Genomic DNA, 14,771 nt, shown 5'->3' on the forward strand with positions numbered 1-14,771 from the left:
GCATGCGGCACACACATTTTTTAATGCCTTTGGCACTTGTTAGCGCTATGGCAGCGGTACAACAAGCATATGCAGCTGATGATTTCGTTGTTAGAGATATTCGTGTAAACGGTTTGGTCCGTCTTACTCCTGCAAATGTTTATACCATGTTGCCAATCAACAGTGGCGATCGCGTTAATGAACCGATGATCGCCGAAGCAATTCGAACATTGTATGCCACTGGACTTTTTGATGATATTAAAGCATCGAAAGAAAACGATACTTTGGTTTTTAATGTTATTGAACGCCCAATTATTTCAAAACTTGAATTTAAGGGTAATAAACTTATTCCTAAAGAGGCATTAGAACAAGGCCTTAAAAAAATGGGTATTGCTGAAGGTGAGGTTTTTAAGAAATCTGCTTTGCAAACCATTCAGACAGAATTAGAGCAACAATATACTCAACAAGGTCGTTACGATGCTAGCGTTACAGTTGATACAGTTGCTCGACCAAATAACCGTGTTGAATTAAAACTTAATTTTAATGAAGGCACGCCAGCAAAAGTTTTTGATATCAATGTGATTGGTAATACTGTTTTTAAAGACAGTGAAATCAAGCAAGCATTTGCTGTTAAAGAAAGTGGTTGGGCTTCAGTAGTCACACGTAATGACCGCTATGCACGTGAAAAAATGGCAGCAAGCCTTGAAGCATTACGTGCAATGTACCTTAATAAAGGCTATATTAATTTCAATATTAATAATTCTCAGCTGAATATTAGTGAAGATAAGAAACACATCTTTATTGAAGTTGCTGTAGATGAAGGCAGCCAGTTTAAATTTGGCCAAACTAAATTTTTAGGTGACGCGCTTTATAAACCTGAAGAATTACAAGCATTAAAAATTTATAAAGATGGCGATACTTATTCGCAAGAAAAAGTAAATGCTGTTAAGCAGTTACTTTTACGTAAGTATGGTAATGCAGGTTATTATTTTGCTGACGTAAATATCGTTCCACAAATTAATAATGAAACTGGTGTAGTTGACTTAAATTACTATGTGAATCCGGGTCAGCAAGTCACTGTACGTCGCATTAACTTTACTGGTAATAGCAAAACTTCTGATGAAGTATTACGTCGTGAAATGCGTCAGATGGAAGGCGCTTTAGCAAGTAATGAAAAAATTGACTTATCAAAAGTTCGTTTAGAGCGTACAGGTTTCTTTAAAACTGTTGATATTAAACCAGCTCGTATTCCAAACTCTCCAGACCAAGTCGATTTGAATGTGAATGTTGAAGAGCAACATTCAGGTACGACAACATTAGCTGTGGGTTATTCGCAAAGTGGTGGTATTACGTTCCAAGCAGGACTTAGCCAAACTAACTTTATGGGTACAGGTAACCGAGTTGCAATTGATTTGTCTCGTTCGGAAACTCAAGACTATTATAACTTAAGTGTTACTGATCCGTACTTTACGATTGATGGGGTAAGCCGTGGTTATAACGTCTATTATCGTAAAACCAAGCTAAATGATAATTACAACGTTAATAACTATGTAACAGATAGTTTTGGCGGTAGTTTAAGTTTTGGTTATCCAATTGATGAAAATCAAAGTTTAAGTGCATCTTTAGGTATTGATAATACTAAAGTCACAACAGGAGCATACGTTTCAACTTATGTACGTGACTACTTGTTGGCAAATGGTGGTAAAGCGACCAGTAAGGGTTCATATTGTCCACTAGATGCGAATGGTAATTCTCAATATGACTCTACAAAAGGTGAGTGTAAAGTTCCAGAAGAAATCTATGATAATGCGTTTGAAGGTGAATTCTTTACTTATAACTTGAATTTAGGTTGGTCATATAACACTTTAAATAGACCAATTTTCCCAACATCAGGTATGTCTCACCGTGTAGGGCTTGAAATTGGTTTACCAGGTAGTGATGTTGATTATCAGAAATTAACATACGACACTCAAGCATTCTTACCAATTGGTAAATCGGGCTTTGTACTGCGTGGTTATGGTAAGCTTGGTTATGGTAATGATTTACCATTCTATAAAAACTTCTATGCAGGTGGTTATGGTTCTGTTCGAGGGTATGACAATAGTACTTTGGGACCTAAATATGCCAGCGTAAACTTGCAAGAAAGTAAACAGAATGATCCTTCACCTGAAAATGTGGGTGGTAATGCTCTGGTCCAATTTGGTACTGAGTTGGCATTACCTATGCCTTTTAAAGGTGATTGGGCTCGTCAGGTACGTCCTGTATTGTTTGCTGAAGGTGGTCAGGTCTTTGATACCAAGTGTAATATTGATAACACTGTTTATGGTAAGAAGGGCATGATTATTAATGGCCAATCAATCTCAGATGTTAAGAAATATTGTGAAGATAACTATGGCTTCGACTTAGGAAACTTACGTTACAGTGTAGGTGTAGGTGTAACCTGGATTACTATGATTGGACCATTGTCACTTAGCTATGCATTCCCGTTAAATGATAAACCGGGTGATGAAACTAAAGAAATCCAGTTTGAAATCGGTCGTACTTTCTAAGTACGGCCTTATTGAATAATGAATAAAGGAAAGAGATTTACATGAAAAAATTAAATACATTAATGTTAGGGTTAAGCTTAACGGTGGCTTCTGTAGCAGCTAATGCTGCTGGTTATGGTGTGATTGATTTAGCTAAAGTTGTTGAAAACAGTACTTATTTGAAGCAACAAAATGCGAGCTTAAATCAGTCAGTGAAACCGACAACTGCTAAACTTGAGCAATTGGGTAAAGAGTTAGAAGGTCTTCAACGTCAAGCACAAACTCAAGGCCAAAAAATGAAGGAAGATGAGATTAAAAAGCTTCAATCTCAATATCAATCAAAATTAAATGAATTTAATTCAACGCAGCAAGGCCTACAGTCACGAGTTCAAACAAGCTTGCAAAGTATGAATACGACTTTTGAGAGTAGAGTTAAGCAATCTGCTGAGCAGTTACGAAAAGAAAATAATCTTGACTTTATTTTGAATAAAAATTCAACTGTTGCCTATGACGCTAAATATGATTTAACTGATAAAATGATACAAAAGGTTAATTCAATGAAATAAATTAATGAAAGTGCAACAATATCGTTTAGATGAATTAGCTCGCCTAGTACAAGGCGAGCTAATTGGTGAAGGTAATCTTCAATTTTCAAATTTAGCAAGTTTAGAAAATGCTAATTCAAACCATATTACTTTCGTAAATGGTGAGAAATACCTGGAACAAGCCAAAGCTAGTCAAGCTGGTGCTTTTATTGTTACCGCTGTCTTAAAAGAACATCTTCCTGAAAAAGATAATTTCGTTATTGTTGATAACCCTTATCTAGCATTTGCAATCCTTACTCATGTTTTCGATAAAAAGGTTACTTCAACAGGTATAGAAAGTACTGCCCAAATTCATCCTTCTGCTATAGTTTCTGAAACTGCATATATTGGACACTATGTTGTTATTGGTCAGAACTGCGTAGTGGGTGATCATACGGTTATTCAATCGCATACAAAGCTTGATGATTACGTAGAAGTTGGAAAAAACTGTTTTATTGACTCTCATGTCACTATTACTGGTGGTTCTAAATTGCAAGATCGTGTGCGTGTTCATTCTAGCACTGTAATTGGCGGTGAAGGTTTTGGCTTTGCTCCATATCAAGGTAAATGGCACCGTATTGCTCAATTAGGTTCAGTTTTAATCGGAAATGATGTCCGAATTGGATCGAATTGTAGTATTGATAGAGGTGCACTTGATAATACAGTTCTGGAAGATGGAGTAATTATTGATAACCTTGTGCAAATTGCACATAACGTTCATATTGGTTCAAATACTGCTATTGCAGCTAAGTGTGGTATTGCTGGAAGTACAAAAATTGGCAAAAACTGTGTTCTAGGTGGCGCCTGTGGCGTATCAGGACACCTTTCAATTACCGATAATGTTACTTTAACTGCAATGTCAATGGTCACAAAAAATATTTCTGTACCGGGGACATATTCTTCTGGAATTGGATTATTTGAAAATAGTCATTGGAAAAAGACAGTTGTACGCTTGCGACAATTAGCAGATGTGCCATTGACCCAAATCACCAAACGACTTGATCATATACAAGCTCAAATAGAGTCTCTTGAATCAACTTTTAATTTGCGTAAATAGAATATTATGACCGAGTCAACTACACCTAAATTTGCCATCCCTGAATTACCAATGCAGATTCAAACGATTCGTCAATATTTGCCGCATCGTTATCCATTCTTATTGGTTGATCGTGTGACTGAAGTTACTGACAATAGTATTGTTGGTTATAAAAATGTCTCTATCAATGAAGAGTTCCTGCAAGGACACTTCCCAGAATATCCAATTATGCCTGGAGTTCTAATTGTGGAAGCACTAGCTCAAGTTTCAGGCGTTCTTGGTTTTATTATGAACAATGAAACACCAAAACCAGGATCTTTGTTCCTGTTTGCTGGTGCAGAAAGGGTTAGATTTAAAAAACAAGTAGTTGCAGGTGATCAACTTGTATTAAAATCCGAGTTGGTAATGCAAAAGCGCGGTATTTACAAATATAATTGTACAGCTAGCGTTGATGGCATTGTAGCAGCAACCGCTGAGATTATGATTTCACACCAAAAAACAGAGCAGGCATGAGCAATCACGATTTAATCCATTCTACCGCCATTATTGATCCATCTGCAGTGATTGCTGCGGATGTTCAAATAGGACCTTACTGTGTCATTGGTCCTCAAGTGACTATAGGTGCTGGTACTAAATTACATTCTCATGTGGTAGTAGGTGGTTTTACCAGAATTGGCCAAAATAATGAGATCTTTCAATTTGCAAGTGTTGGTGAGATATGCCAAGACTTGAAATACAAAGGTGAAGAAACTTGGCTTGAGATTGGTAACAATAATTTAATTCGCGAACATTGCAGCTTACATAGAGGTACAGTGCAAGATAATGCATTAACTAAAATAGGTAGTCATAACCTATTGATGGTCAATACGCATATTGCACATGACTGTATTGTAGGTGATCACAATATCTTTGCTAATAATGTGGGTGTCGCTGGACATGTACATATTGGTGATCATGTGATTGTAGGTGGAAATTCTGGAATCCATCAATTCTGTAAGATTGATTCTTACAGTATGATTGGTGGAGCATCACTGATTCTTAAAGATGTTCCAGCTTATGTTATGGCTTCGGGCAATCCTGCACATGCTTTTGGTATAAATATTGAAGGTATGCGAAGAAAAGGTTGGTCTAAAAATACGATTCAAGGCCTAAGAGAAGCCTATAAATTGATTTTTAAATCTGGTTTAACCTCTGTTCAAGCTGTTGAGCAAATTAAAAGTGAAATTTTACCATCTGTTCCAGAAGCTCAATTATTAATTGACTCTCTTGAGCAATCAGATCGTGGAATTGTACGATAATTAATAAAATATAAAAAAGACACTGTTTTGGCAGTGTCTTTTTTTATGCTTAATTTATTTTTTAAAGAATTTAGCTTCTTCTGATTTAGGATATTGAGTAAGTAATTTACTCTTATATTGGTTCGCTGAAACGGTATTCTTGTCTACATCTTTTGCAATACTGTAGAGTTGGTACAAAGCTCGTGGTGCCTTACTTGAGTTTGAGTATTGATTGGCAACAATATTATAATTTTTCTTCGCCTCGTTATAGTTTACTGGGTCTGTAGCCAAATGAAACTCTGCTAGCCAAAAATAAGCATTACCTGTGTAAATACTATTAGGATGGTTCTTAATAAAGTTTTGCATTGGCGCAATTGCTTTTTTCGCACCACCTTGTTTGTAGGCATCTAAAGCTACTGTGTAAGCAGCTTTTTCTAACTCAAGAGGATTTGACTGGTTTTGTGCCGCGGCGACTGGCTGAGCATTAGTTGCTGGCGTGGCAGGCTGCTGTGTAGAGGTTGGAGTTGTTGGAGATGCTTTATTGCTATCTGTTGGTTGAGCTGCAGCAGATGGGCTAGGAGTGTTGGTATTATCTGTACTTGTATTTGATGTGTCTTCTTGTGATGCACTGTCAGGATCAACTTTTTGATGTAATAACTCTAAACGCTGATCTAAATCTGTATAACGATTTGCTAAATCTTTCTTTAGTTGTTCAATATCGTTAGATTGTTCTTCTAGCTGACCTCTTAGGGTGCGGACATCATTTTCTAATTGTTGATTTTTTTGCATCAATTCCCAGTTTAAATTTGTAGGAACAGAAACATTATTTGAAGAAGAATTAGATGCACTGCCATCATTTTGACTTAAACCACGAGACTCAATAGGAATATTTGCGTACAGAGAAGTGGTGCTCATTAAGGCAATAAATAATAAAGAATGCTTCTTCATTTGCATGTGTATAAATCCATAATTTTATATAAAAACCACCTTGATACAGGAATATAAAAAACAATTCTCTAAATATCTAAGGTTTTTCATTGATCAATGCAATTAAAGCAGCTAACAATTTAAATGCAAGGATAGTTTACAATCTTCAAGCATATTTTATGCAAAATGAGAAAAGAGCATAAGCTCATAAAATTACATTTTTAAAGTTTTAAACGTTTTTTGCTGATGAATTAATCAATCGAAACAAAAACTTGCTGAAAACAGCAGAGAAGGGTTGCAACTCTTTTAAAAATCTCTATACTTTGTTTTGCAATGGTAGCCCCGCTGGTGGCTTCGCAATTGTACTCTGTGAACCCCGCCAGGACCGGAAGGTAGCAACGGTAGCAGATCTATGATGTGCCGAAGTTTTGCTAGTGGGGTTGCCACCATTCTTTTTAATCCATTCTTCTTTGGATTGCTTTCATAATTACATCTAAATCGAATCCTCTATATTGTAAAAATCGGATCTGTTTTGCTTTAAGCTTTGGATCTTTTTCTACATCCTCACCAAATTTCTTGACTTTAAGTTGATAAGCTTGTTCTGCCCAATCAATTTCATGAAGTTCTTCTGCAATTAAATCACTTTCAAGTTGTTTAGTTTTTAAAGCTTGTTTAATACGTTTGGGCCCTTTACCTTTACGAATCTGGCTTGCGAGCATTTGTTCAGCAACACGTTGGTCACTTTGGTAATTTTGTTCAGATAACTCTTCAACTAGCTGGTTAACTTCTTGTAAATTTTGTGCATAACGAGCTAATTTCTCGATGAGTTCTGCTTTAGAGTAATCTCGTCGGGTGAGTAAAGCAAAAGCATATGAGCGTAAACGCTGGCCCGTGAGAGGTGGAAGTTGTTGAGATTGCTCATTATTTTTTTTGAACATATAAATTTCCTTGTAAAAAACGCCCCGAAGGGCGTTTTATGACTTATGTGTAATTAAGATTCTAATAAAAGATCTGGTTCTTCTTCATCTTCAATTTGAACTGCACCATTAGTGCCGGTTGTTAGCAGTTGTTCACGGATAACTTTTTCAATCTCTCCTGCCATTTGAGGATTTTCTTCAAAGTGGCGGATAACATTATTTTTACCTTGACCAATTTTATTGCCTTGATACGAATACCAAGCACCTGCTTTTTGCACGATATCTTGTTGTACAGCCAAATCTACAAGTTCACCTAGCTGGTTTGTACCTTTACCATATAGGATTTGGAAAATAGCTTCTTTGAAAGGAGGAGCCATTTTGTTTTTCACTACTTTAACTCGAGTTTCAGAACCAACAATCTCGTCGCCTTCTTTTACTTGGCCAATACGACGAATATCTAAACGTACCGAAGCGTAGAACTTCAATGCATTACCACCAGTCGTAGTTTCAGGGCTACCAAACATAACACCAATCTTCATACGGATCTGGTTAATGAAGATAACCATACAGTTTGAGCGTTTAGCGTTACCTGTAATTTTACGTAGGGCCTGACTCATAAGACGTGCTTGTAGACCCATGTGAGAGTCGCCCATTTCGCCTTCAATTTCTGCCTTAGGTGTAAGTGCAGCTACAGAGTCGACAACGATTAAGTCAATTGCACCAGAGCGAACTAGCATGTCCGCAATTTCGAGTGCTTGTTCTCCATTGTCAGGCTGCGATACAAGTAAGTTATCAATGTCTACACCAAGCTTACGTGCATATTGAGGGTCTAATGCGTGCTCAGCATCGATAAATGCACAAGTACCACCAGCTTTTTGACATTGCGCAATTGCTTGTAATGTCATTGTAGTTTTACCAGAAGATTCAGGGCCATAAATCTCAACAATACGACCTTTTGGTAAACCACCAATCCCCAATGCGATATCTAAAGTTAAAGAACCTGTAGATACGGCTTCAACTGCTTGAACAGTGTTATCGCCGAGACGCATAACCGTATTTTTGCCAAATTGTTTTTCAATTTGACTCAAAGCGGCTTGTAATGCTTTGCTTTTATTCTCATCCATCTCAAAAACCTCAATACTCTATGTTCATCACGTTTAACCCAAGTGGATGCATTGAATCTCAACTTGTTTCACAGGGCTAATAGTGACAGATTTTTTCTTTAGCTTCTATATCTTGTATACGTGAGTGCGACACAACTCGACGTTTTTTATTCATCATCATAAGACCAATGGTCTTCATAATGTTGATCGTTATCCTGTTTAAACCGATTGATTTGTCGCCGATCTTTCTTGCTTGGTCTATGGTCAGGTCGAGCTAGATTATGCAATTTTCGTTGGGATGCAATCAACTCCCGTCTTGCAATACTTACTTCGGTTTCTTCATAAAGTTGTTGGGCAACAGGAGCAGGTCCTCGGGTGTTGGAAAGAGCTTTGACAACAACCGTTTTTTTGTTGAAACCTTGTTGAATAATGAGTTCCATTCCAACACGAATTTCTTTAGAAACTTTTACACGTTCATTATTGTGATGTACTTTTCCCCCTTCGATTGCAGCTTTAGCAATAGAACGGGTTTTAAAAAAACGTGCTGCCCATAGCCATTTGTCAACGCGCATGGTTTCTACAGCATCGTCTTCACGCAATTTTGACATCATTATCCTTTCTATCAATTTGGTTCAAAAGAGACAGTAGCTCGGTAAGCTGATCTAGGGCTTCATACTCTAGTTCTTGTGGCTGTCTTATACCCATTAGAGTTGAGGGCTGTAAGATAGTAAACAAGTGTCTTATACCAAATTTTTCTGCAGTTCTTAAAACGGGAAGTGTGTCATCTAAAAAAATGGTCTCATCTGGAACAAAGTGGTGTAATTGTTGTAACGTTTGCCAAAATTGAATGTCTTCTTTTGCATGACCAATTTGTTCGCTAGAGACAATCACATCAAAAAAATCTTTAATAGGAATGTTATCGAGCTTTAATTGTAAACTTGCACAATCGGCGTTGGTGACTAACCAGCATTGATAATCTTGTTTTTTTAGAGCAGTGAGAAGTTCGATACAACCTGATCGTGCTTTAATTTTATGTTGGAACTCCTGCTGAAGCTTTAAAACGTCTACTCCAGTAGTTTTTGTCCAATGCTTTGATGAGTACCAGGCAAGGGTATGTTTGTAGCTGTGATAAAACTGATTTAATATTTTTTTGCTTTCGATCAAAGATAGTTGATGGGTTTGAGAATGTCGTTCAGGTAAACACTCATTCCAGATAAAATCATCAAAAGCCAAATCTAGCAGAGTTCCATCCATGTCAAATAGTACAGTTTTACTCATATGTTGGAAGCTCCAGTTTTATGATACATGGAAAAGTAGCCTAGGATTATAAGCATTAAACTCTATAAAAATGATCAATATCTTGTTATCTCATTATTTAATTTTCTAAAAATATTTCAATTTAATAATTTATAGTAATTAGTGTATTAAAAAATTCTAACTTGTTAGTTGATTTTATAGGCCGTGCATTAGGTTTGGCTTAGTAAAGCTAGACCGGAAGTTCTTGCCCTAAAGCAGTTTTTGTTTATGATAAATATATTTGTGATGCTTCTAAAGTGCTCACTATTGACTTGGGGGCAGAAGCGAAGAGAACTATGCCATAGCATGAGTTATGAGTCTGTTTTTACTTTTTTTAATAAACTATTTTATGATAAAACTACCAAATTATTGTTATTTGAATCAAGTTTTTTGAAAACGGTTATAGAGTGGGAGAGATGGAACGTAACTTAAAATGTTTTTTAAAATAAATACTTATATATACTGAAGGCTAAATTTTTTATGGGATTTTTGCTTTTATAGTGTTTATATGGAATTATCATTATTTAAATATTATTAAAAGTTGGAATAAGTGTGGGATTGTATACAATTAGATACGGGTATCGTAACAACAGTTTTTTTATAGCTTCAAACGCAGCTGGGCAATTTATTGTAATTGATGCATTAGGGGCGGAATTTCAGATTGGGCATCAAATTTCTTATGAGAATTCTAGAATAATTAATGAAACTTTAAATGATGAAACGGATGCAATCGTTCATTTGGAGAGTAGTGAAAAAGAAGCATATGAATATTTACGGGCTATGAAATAAAAAAACTCGTTATTTTGATTTACATAGAATACGTAATGGCAAACATTTTATAAATTGAACCTTACCTGTTTAAAGTTATATTAAAAATTGTCCGAATAACAATTTAGAGCAGGCAATGAAAATTGGATTTATTGGAGGAGCCAACGATGGCATAGTAATTAATGCTGCCAATGGGCTTGATACTTACAAACTAGAATGGCATTACAAGGCAGAAAAGCACTGTGAAGAGCAGCCATCTTTAGGTCTGAATGGTCCTGAATATGATTATTACAATTTATTGATTTTGAGAAAAAATAAAGAAGCTAAGCTTTTCTATGTCTTAACCACTATGGATAAAGAAGCTATTGCAGATAAAATTAATGAATATTGGGAGCATTCCACTTCTGTAGGTTATGACTTCGATGAATAAGTCTTATTTTTAATTGATAGGAATGCTTGAAATATATCAATATTTTCTATAATCCTAACTTAAATTTCGGATTATAAATTTCATAAAGAACATGTTTTTGTAGGGCATGTCCATCGGGAAGCTTGGGGTGATTGAAGTTTTTAACTTTTTGCATTCCAAGTCTTTTCATCACAGCTTGAGATGGCTTATTCACCGTTGCTGTAAATGAAACCACTTTATCTTTATTTAGAGTATTAAAGGCATAGTCCAATGCTGCTTTTGCTCCTTCAGTGGCATAACCTTGTTTCCAAAATTTTGTAGCAATCCTCCAGCCAATTTCAATGCAGGGAGAAAAATCAAATTGTTCGGGTTGATTATGTAGTCCAATAAAACCGATAAACTCATGAGTTTCTTTTAATTCTACAGCCCAAAATCCCCAGCCATTTTCATTAATGAGAGATGAAATTCTTTGAATTAAATTTGTACTTTCAGTCGCAGATAAAATATTTGGAAAAAAATGCATAACCTCTTTATCTAAGCCCATTTTGATAAAAGGATCAGCATCGAGTTCTTTCCATTGTCTTAAGATTAAACGTTCAGTTTCGATCATAGTAAAAGCTCTTTAACTAGAAATCTTTAATTTAACCACATGCTCTACAGTGGCTTTTGTATAATTTTCTGTAAGATAATCTTAGAATTAATGCTTATCACTCCTTTAATTTTATTGAGTGTATTAATAACAAAATGAGAAAAAGAATTTAGATCTTTAGTGGCCACATGCAGTACATAGTTACATTCGCCTGTAATGATATAGGCATTAATCACCTCATCAAAATTCTTGATTTGGCTTAAGAAAAAGTTGTGGTCATTTTCGGTGAGTTGGGCAAGTTTTATTTCAACTATTGCCTCAATTTTTATGCCTAATTTTTCATAATTAACTTTCGCTTGATATTTTTCAATGATTCCATTGGTCTCTAAAATTTTGACGCGTCTATGACAAGCCGATGCTGAAAGATTAACAAGATCAGCAAGTTCTTGATTACTTAAGCGGGCGTTATCTTGTAAATACTTTAAAATTTTTAAATCAATTGCATCTACATTCATTTTCGAATTTCATCCAGTTTTTTGGGTTTTAATTAAAATTATATACGAAAATAGGAGTTTTTAATCAAATATTATCGAATAAATAGAAAGAATTGGCGTGATAAAATTCAAAAACCAAGGAAATGTTTAAAATAGGTGAAATAACAAATGATTACTCAGGAACAATGTCTCTATTGGGATCAGGAAGATGAACTTAAAAAATTTAAAGACGAATTTGCATTGCCAGAAGATGTCATTTATTTAGACGGTAACTCTTTAGGTGCTAGACCAAAGAAATCTTTGTCTGTTGCTCAGCATATTATTTCTCAAGAGTGGGGAGAAGATTTGATCAATAGCTGGAATAAGGCTGATTGGTGGGGTTTACCAATAAGACTGGGTGACAAAGTAGCCAAACTGATCGGTGCCGATCAAGGTGAAGTTGTTATTTCAGATTCAACTACGCTGAACTTATTTAAAGTTTTATCGGCTGCAGTAAAAATTCAAGCTGACAAATTTCCTGAACGTAAAATCATTGTTGCGGAAAAAGATGCTTTTCCAACAGACATTTATATTATTGAAGGTTTTATTGATTTAATTCAAGAAGGCTATCAAGTTGAATTAATTGATGGTGTAGAAGACTTAGCTCGGGTTTTAGAGAAAGATGTTGCTGTAGTCGTTCTTTCTCACGTGAATTACCGTACTGGGTATTTCTACGATATGGCATCTATTAATGAGCAGATTCACTCTAAAGATGCTTTGGTCATTTGGGATTTATGCCACTCTGTTGGTGCTGTACCAATGGATTTGAATCAAAGTGGTAGTGATTTCGCGATTGGTTGTACCTATAAATATTTAAACGGGGGACCTGGCTCACCAGCATTGTTATGGGTGAATAAAAAGCATCGTGATCAGTTCTGGCAGCCTTTATCAGGATGGTGGAGTCACAAAAAACCGTTTGATATGGCACAGCATTATGAGCCAGCGAATAGTATTCGCCGCTATTTATGTGGGACTCAGCCTATTATTTCTATGAGTCTTATTGAATGTGGTGTCGATATTTTCTTACATGCTGATATGAAAAAAATTCGTGAGAAATCTCTGAAATTAACTGATTTATTTATTCAACTCGTACAGCAAGAATGCTCTCAATTTGGTTTTGAGTTGATTACACCATTAGATCATAAACATCGTGGTAGTCATGTTAGTTATCGCCATGAGTTTGGCTATGAAATTATTCAGGCACTCATTGCACGTGGAGTCATTGGTGACTATCGGGAACCTGCCGTCTTAAGATTTGGAATTACTCCGTTATATCTGGGTTTTGAAGACATTTGGAACGCAGTGCAGCATTTAAAAGAAACCATGCTGAATAATGAGTGGGCCAATAAACGCTATTTGGTTCGGGGTGAAGTGACCTGATCTTTAGGATCAAAATAAAAAATGGCTAGGAGGGCCTATGAGTAGTTTTGATGAAATACAAAATAGAGAAGCTGGACTGCATAAAAAGTTATCTGCAAAACAGATGGGGATGATTGCTATTGGCGGAGCTATCGGAACTGGATTGTTTATGGGGAGCAAATTTGCGATTAGTTTTGCGGGACCTGCGGTCATAGTCAGTTATGCCATTGGTGGTTTAATCGCATTTGCGCTTATGGCTTGTTTAGCTGAAATGACAGTTCAGCATCCGACCTCAGGTTCATTTGGTGCATATGCAGAACATTATATGAGTCCATTGGCTGGCTTTTTGGTCCGTTACTGTTATTGGGCGTGTATCGTGTTGGCTGTGGGCACCGAGATTACCGCTGTAGCTGACTATATGAAGCTTTGGTTTCCACATGTAGGCTCTTGGGTCTGGATTGGATTTTTTTCATTAACTTTGCTTATTGTAAATGCTTATAGTGTCAAAGCTTTTGGATTAGTGGAATATTGGTTTTCTACTATAAAAGTCTTTGCCATTATCGTATTTATTCTTTTATCTATTGGTATCTTGACCCAAAGTAAAGGGGGTGCAAATCAAGTTGTTACTCATTTGGTAGGGCATGGAGGCTTTTTCCCAAATGGTTTTAGTGGGGTGTGGATTGGGGTCATTATTTCAATATTCAGTTACTTGAGTATAGAAATGATTGCTGTTGCGGCTGGTGAAGCTAAAGACCCTGAACAAGCAGTTAAAAAAGCATTCAAAAGTACCGCACTCAGGCTGATTTTGTTTTATTTATTATCATTATTTCTCATCGTCGCTTTAGTGCCATGGACTGTCTTAATTGGAGCTGATGCAACAAGCCCTTTTGTTATGGTGATGAAGATAGTAGGCATTCCATATGCGGACAGTATTTTAAACTTTATCGTGATTGTTGCTGCCTTATCTGCGATGAATAGCATGCTTTATATTTCAACTCGTATGTTGTTTAGCTTGTCGCGGGCGGGTGATGCACCAAAAATTTTCGGTCGAATTAGTCGTAATGGTGTGCCAGTAAATGCATTGTTATTATCTGCAGTTGGAATTGGTATTGCGAGCATTGTTTACACGATTAATCCCACTTCTGCGTTTCCAATCATGATTGCACTATCAATGTTTGGTGCGTTGTTCACTTGGGGGAGTATCTTTGTAACACATATGTTTTTTAGAAAGCATATGGCTCAACAAAAGATACAGCTAAAATTCAAAGTTCCGGCTAGTCGATTCATTTCACTATTCGGTTTTATTGCAATTTTGAGTATTACTGTAACAACTTGGTTTACGAGTGAGTTTAAGTCTACCTTGCAATTTGGCGTACCTTTAGTACTTGTTTTGATATTTTGCTTTTACTTAAAACGTTCAACTTTAAAAGTAAATCTCAACTCTAGTGAAGAGACATTGAAGTAAT

At 36.1% G+C, this 14,771-nt stretch carries 16 protein-coding genes and 1 other RNA gene; 10 read left to right on the forward strand and 7 right to left on the reverse strand.

What is annotated here, in order from left to right:
* The first annotated feature begins 2 nt into the window (after nucleotides 1-2).
* From bamA to lpxA, 5 genes are read left to right on the forward strand one after another with little or no spacing between them, the layout of a single operon-like run.
* On the forward strand, nucleotides 3-2,528 hold the full coding sequence (bamA, locus tag ABLB96_RS10110; RefSeq protein WP_369029317.1) for an outer membrane protein assembly factor BamA: 2,526 nt from the start codon (nucleotides 3-5) through the stop codon (nucleotides 2,526-2,528).
* Between the two features lie 41 nt (nucleotides 2,529-2,569).
* On the forward strand, nucleotides 2,570-3,073 hold the full coding sequence (locus tag ABLB96_RS10115) for an OmpH family outer membrane protein (protein WP_348897436.1): 504 nt from the start codon (nucleotides 2,570-2,572) through the stop codon (nucleotides 3,071-3,073).
* Between the two features lie 4 nt (nucleotides 3,074-3,077).
* The gene (gene lpxD, locus ABLB96_RS10120) at nucleotides 3,078-4,148 is read left to right on the forward strand and encodes a UDP-3-O-(3-hydroxymyristoyl)glucosamine N-acyltransferase (protein WP_348897438.1); all 1,071 of its coding nucleotides are present in this window, start codon (nucleotides 3,078-3,080) and stop codon (nucleotides 4,146-4,148) included.
* Nucleotides 4,149-4,154: 6 nt separating this feature from the next.
* Nucleotides 4,155-4,640 (forward strand): 3-hydroxyacyl-ACP dehydratase FabZ, encoded by a 486-nt coding sequence (gene fabZ / locus ABLB96_RS10125; protein WP_000140523.1) that lies wholly within the window; start codon nucleotides 4,155-4,157, stop codon nucleotides 4,638-4,640.
* Complete coding sequence (lpxA, locus tag ABLB96_RS10130) at nucleotides 4,637-5,425, forward strand: acyl-ACP--UDP-N-acetylglucosamine O-acyltransferase (RefSeq protein ID WP_309455082.1); 789 nt, start codon at nucleotides 4,637-4,639, stop codon at nucleotides 5,423-5,425. The genes fabZ and lpxA overlap by 4 nt, the downstream gene beginning before the upstream one ends.
* Nucleotides 5,426-5,479: 54 nt before the next feature.
* Here the strand turns inward: lpxA and ABLB96_RS10135 are convergent, their stop codons facing one another.
* Nucleotides 5,480-6,358, reverse strand: coding sequence for a YbgF trimerization domain-containing protein (locus tag ABLB96_RS10135; RefSeq protein WP_348897439.1), 879 nt, complete (start codon nucleotides 6,356-6,358; stop codon nucleotides 5,480-5,482).
* Nucleotides 6,359-6,674: 316 nt separating this feature from the next.
* Here ABLB96_RS10135 and ffs point away from each other — a divergent pair.
* Nucleotides 6,675-6,771: signal recognition particle sRNA small type (gene ffs, locus ABLB96_RS10140), an RNA gene on the forward strand.
* Nucleotides 6,772-6,786: 15 nt separating this feature from the next.
* Here ffs and ABLB96_RS10145 read toward each other — a convergent pair.
* The 4 genes from ABLB96_RS10145 to ABLB96_RS10160 form a co-directional block, all read right to left on the reverse strand.
* A complete protein-coding gene (locus ABLB96_RS10145; protein WP_348897440.1) occupies nucleotides 6,787-7,269 on the reverse strand; it encodes a regulatory protein RecX in 483 nt (160 codons plus the stop codon).
* A gap of 53 nt (nucleotides 7,270-7,322) precedes the next feature.
* On the reverse strand, nucleotides 7,323-8,372 hold the full coding sequence (gene recA / locus ABLB96_RS10150) for a recombinase RecA (RefSeq protein WP_348897442.1): 1,050 nt from the start codon (nucleotides 8,370-8,372) through the stop codon (nucleotides 7,323-7,325).
* 146 nt (nucleotides 8,373-8,518) lie between these two features.
* A complete protein-coding gene (locus ABLB96_RS10155) occupies nucleotides 8,519-8,959 on the reverse strand; it encodes a S4 domain-containing protein (protein ID WP_348897444.1) in 441 nt (146 codons plus the stop codon).
* The gene (locus tag ABLB96_RS10160) at nucleotides 8,943-9,629 is read right to left on the reverse strand and encodes an HAD-IA family hydrolase (protein ID WP_348897446.1); all 687 of its coding nucleotides are present in this window, start codon (nucleotides 9,627-9,629) and stop codon (nucleotides 8,943-8,945) included. Before ABLB96_RS10160 ends, ABLB96_RS10155 begins: the two co-directional genes overlap by 17 nt.
* Before the next feature lie 570 nt (nucleotides 9,630-10,199).
* On the opposite strand from ABLB96_RS10160, the gene ABLB96_RS10165 reads away from it, so the two are divergent.
* Nucleotides 10,200-10,436 (forward strand): hypothetical protein, encoded by a 237-nt coding sequence (locus tag ABLB96_RS10165; protein WP_348897448.1) that lies wholly within the window; start codon nucleotides 10,200-10,202, stop codon nucleotides 10,434-10,436.
* 115 nt (nucleotides 10,437-10,551) lie between these two features.
* On the forward strand, nucleotides 10,552-10,845 hold the full coding sequence (locus tag ABLB96_RS10170) for a hypothetical protein (RefSeq protein WP_348897449.1): 294 nt from the start codon (nucleotides 10,552-10,554) through the stop codon (nucleotides 10,843-10,845).
* Nucleotides 10,846-10,891: 46 nt separating this feature from the next.
* Here the strand turns inward: ABLB96_RS10170 and ABLB96_RS10175 are convergent, their stop codons facing one another.
* Together ABLB96_RS10175 and gigD are read right to left on the reverse strand one after the other, a co-directional pair.
* Nucleotides 10,892-11,434: a GNAT family N-acetyltransferase gene (locus ABLB96_RS10175; protein WP_348897450.1), complete on the reverse strand. Its 543-nt coding sequence runs from the start codon at nucleotides 11,432-11,434 to the stop codon at nucleotides 10,892-10,894.
* A 44-nt stretch (nucleotides 11,435-11,478) separates the two neighbouring features.
* The gene (gene gigD, locus ABLB96_RS10180) at nucleotides 11,479-11,928 is read right to left on the reverse strand and encodes an Lrp/AsnC family transcriptional regulator GigD (protein ID WP_002049635.1); all 450 of its coding nucleotides are present in this window, start codon (nucleotides 11,926-11,928) and stop codon (nucleotides 11,479-11,481) included.
* Nucleotides 11,929-12,075: 147 nt separating this feature from the next.
* On the opposite strand from gigD, the gene kynU reads away from it, so the two are divergent.
* Nucleotides 12,076-13,326: a kynureninase gene (kynU, locus tag ABLB96_RS10185; protein WP_348897452.1), complete on the forward strand. Its 1,251-nt coding sequence runs from the start codon at nucleotides 12,076-12,078 to the stop codon at nucleotides 13,324-13,326.
* A gap of 37 nt (nucleotides 13,327-13,363) precedes the next feature.
* Nucleotides 13,364-14,770 (forward strand): amino acid permease, encoded by a 1,407-nt coding sequence (locus tag ABLB96_RS10190; RefSeq protein WP_348897454.1) that lies wholly within the window; start codon nucleotides 13,364-13,366, stop codon nucleotides 14,768-14,770.
* Nucleotide 14,771: the final 1 nt, after the last annotated feature.

It is taken from the genome of Acinetobacter sp. XH1741 (genome assembly GCF_041021895.1).
Classification (GTDB): Bacteria; Pseudomonadota; Gammaproteobacteria; order Pseudomonadales; family Moraxellaceae; genus Acinetobacter.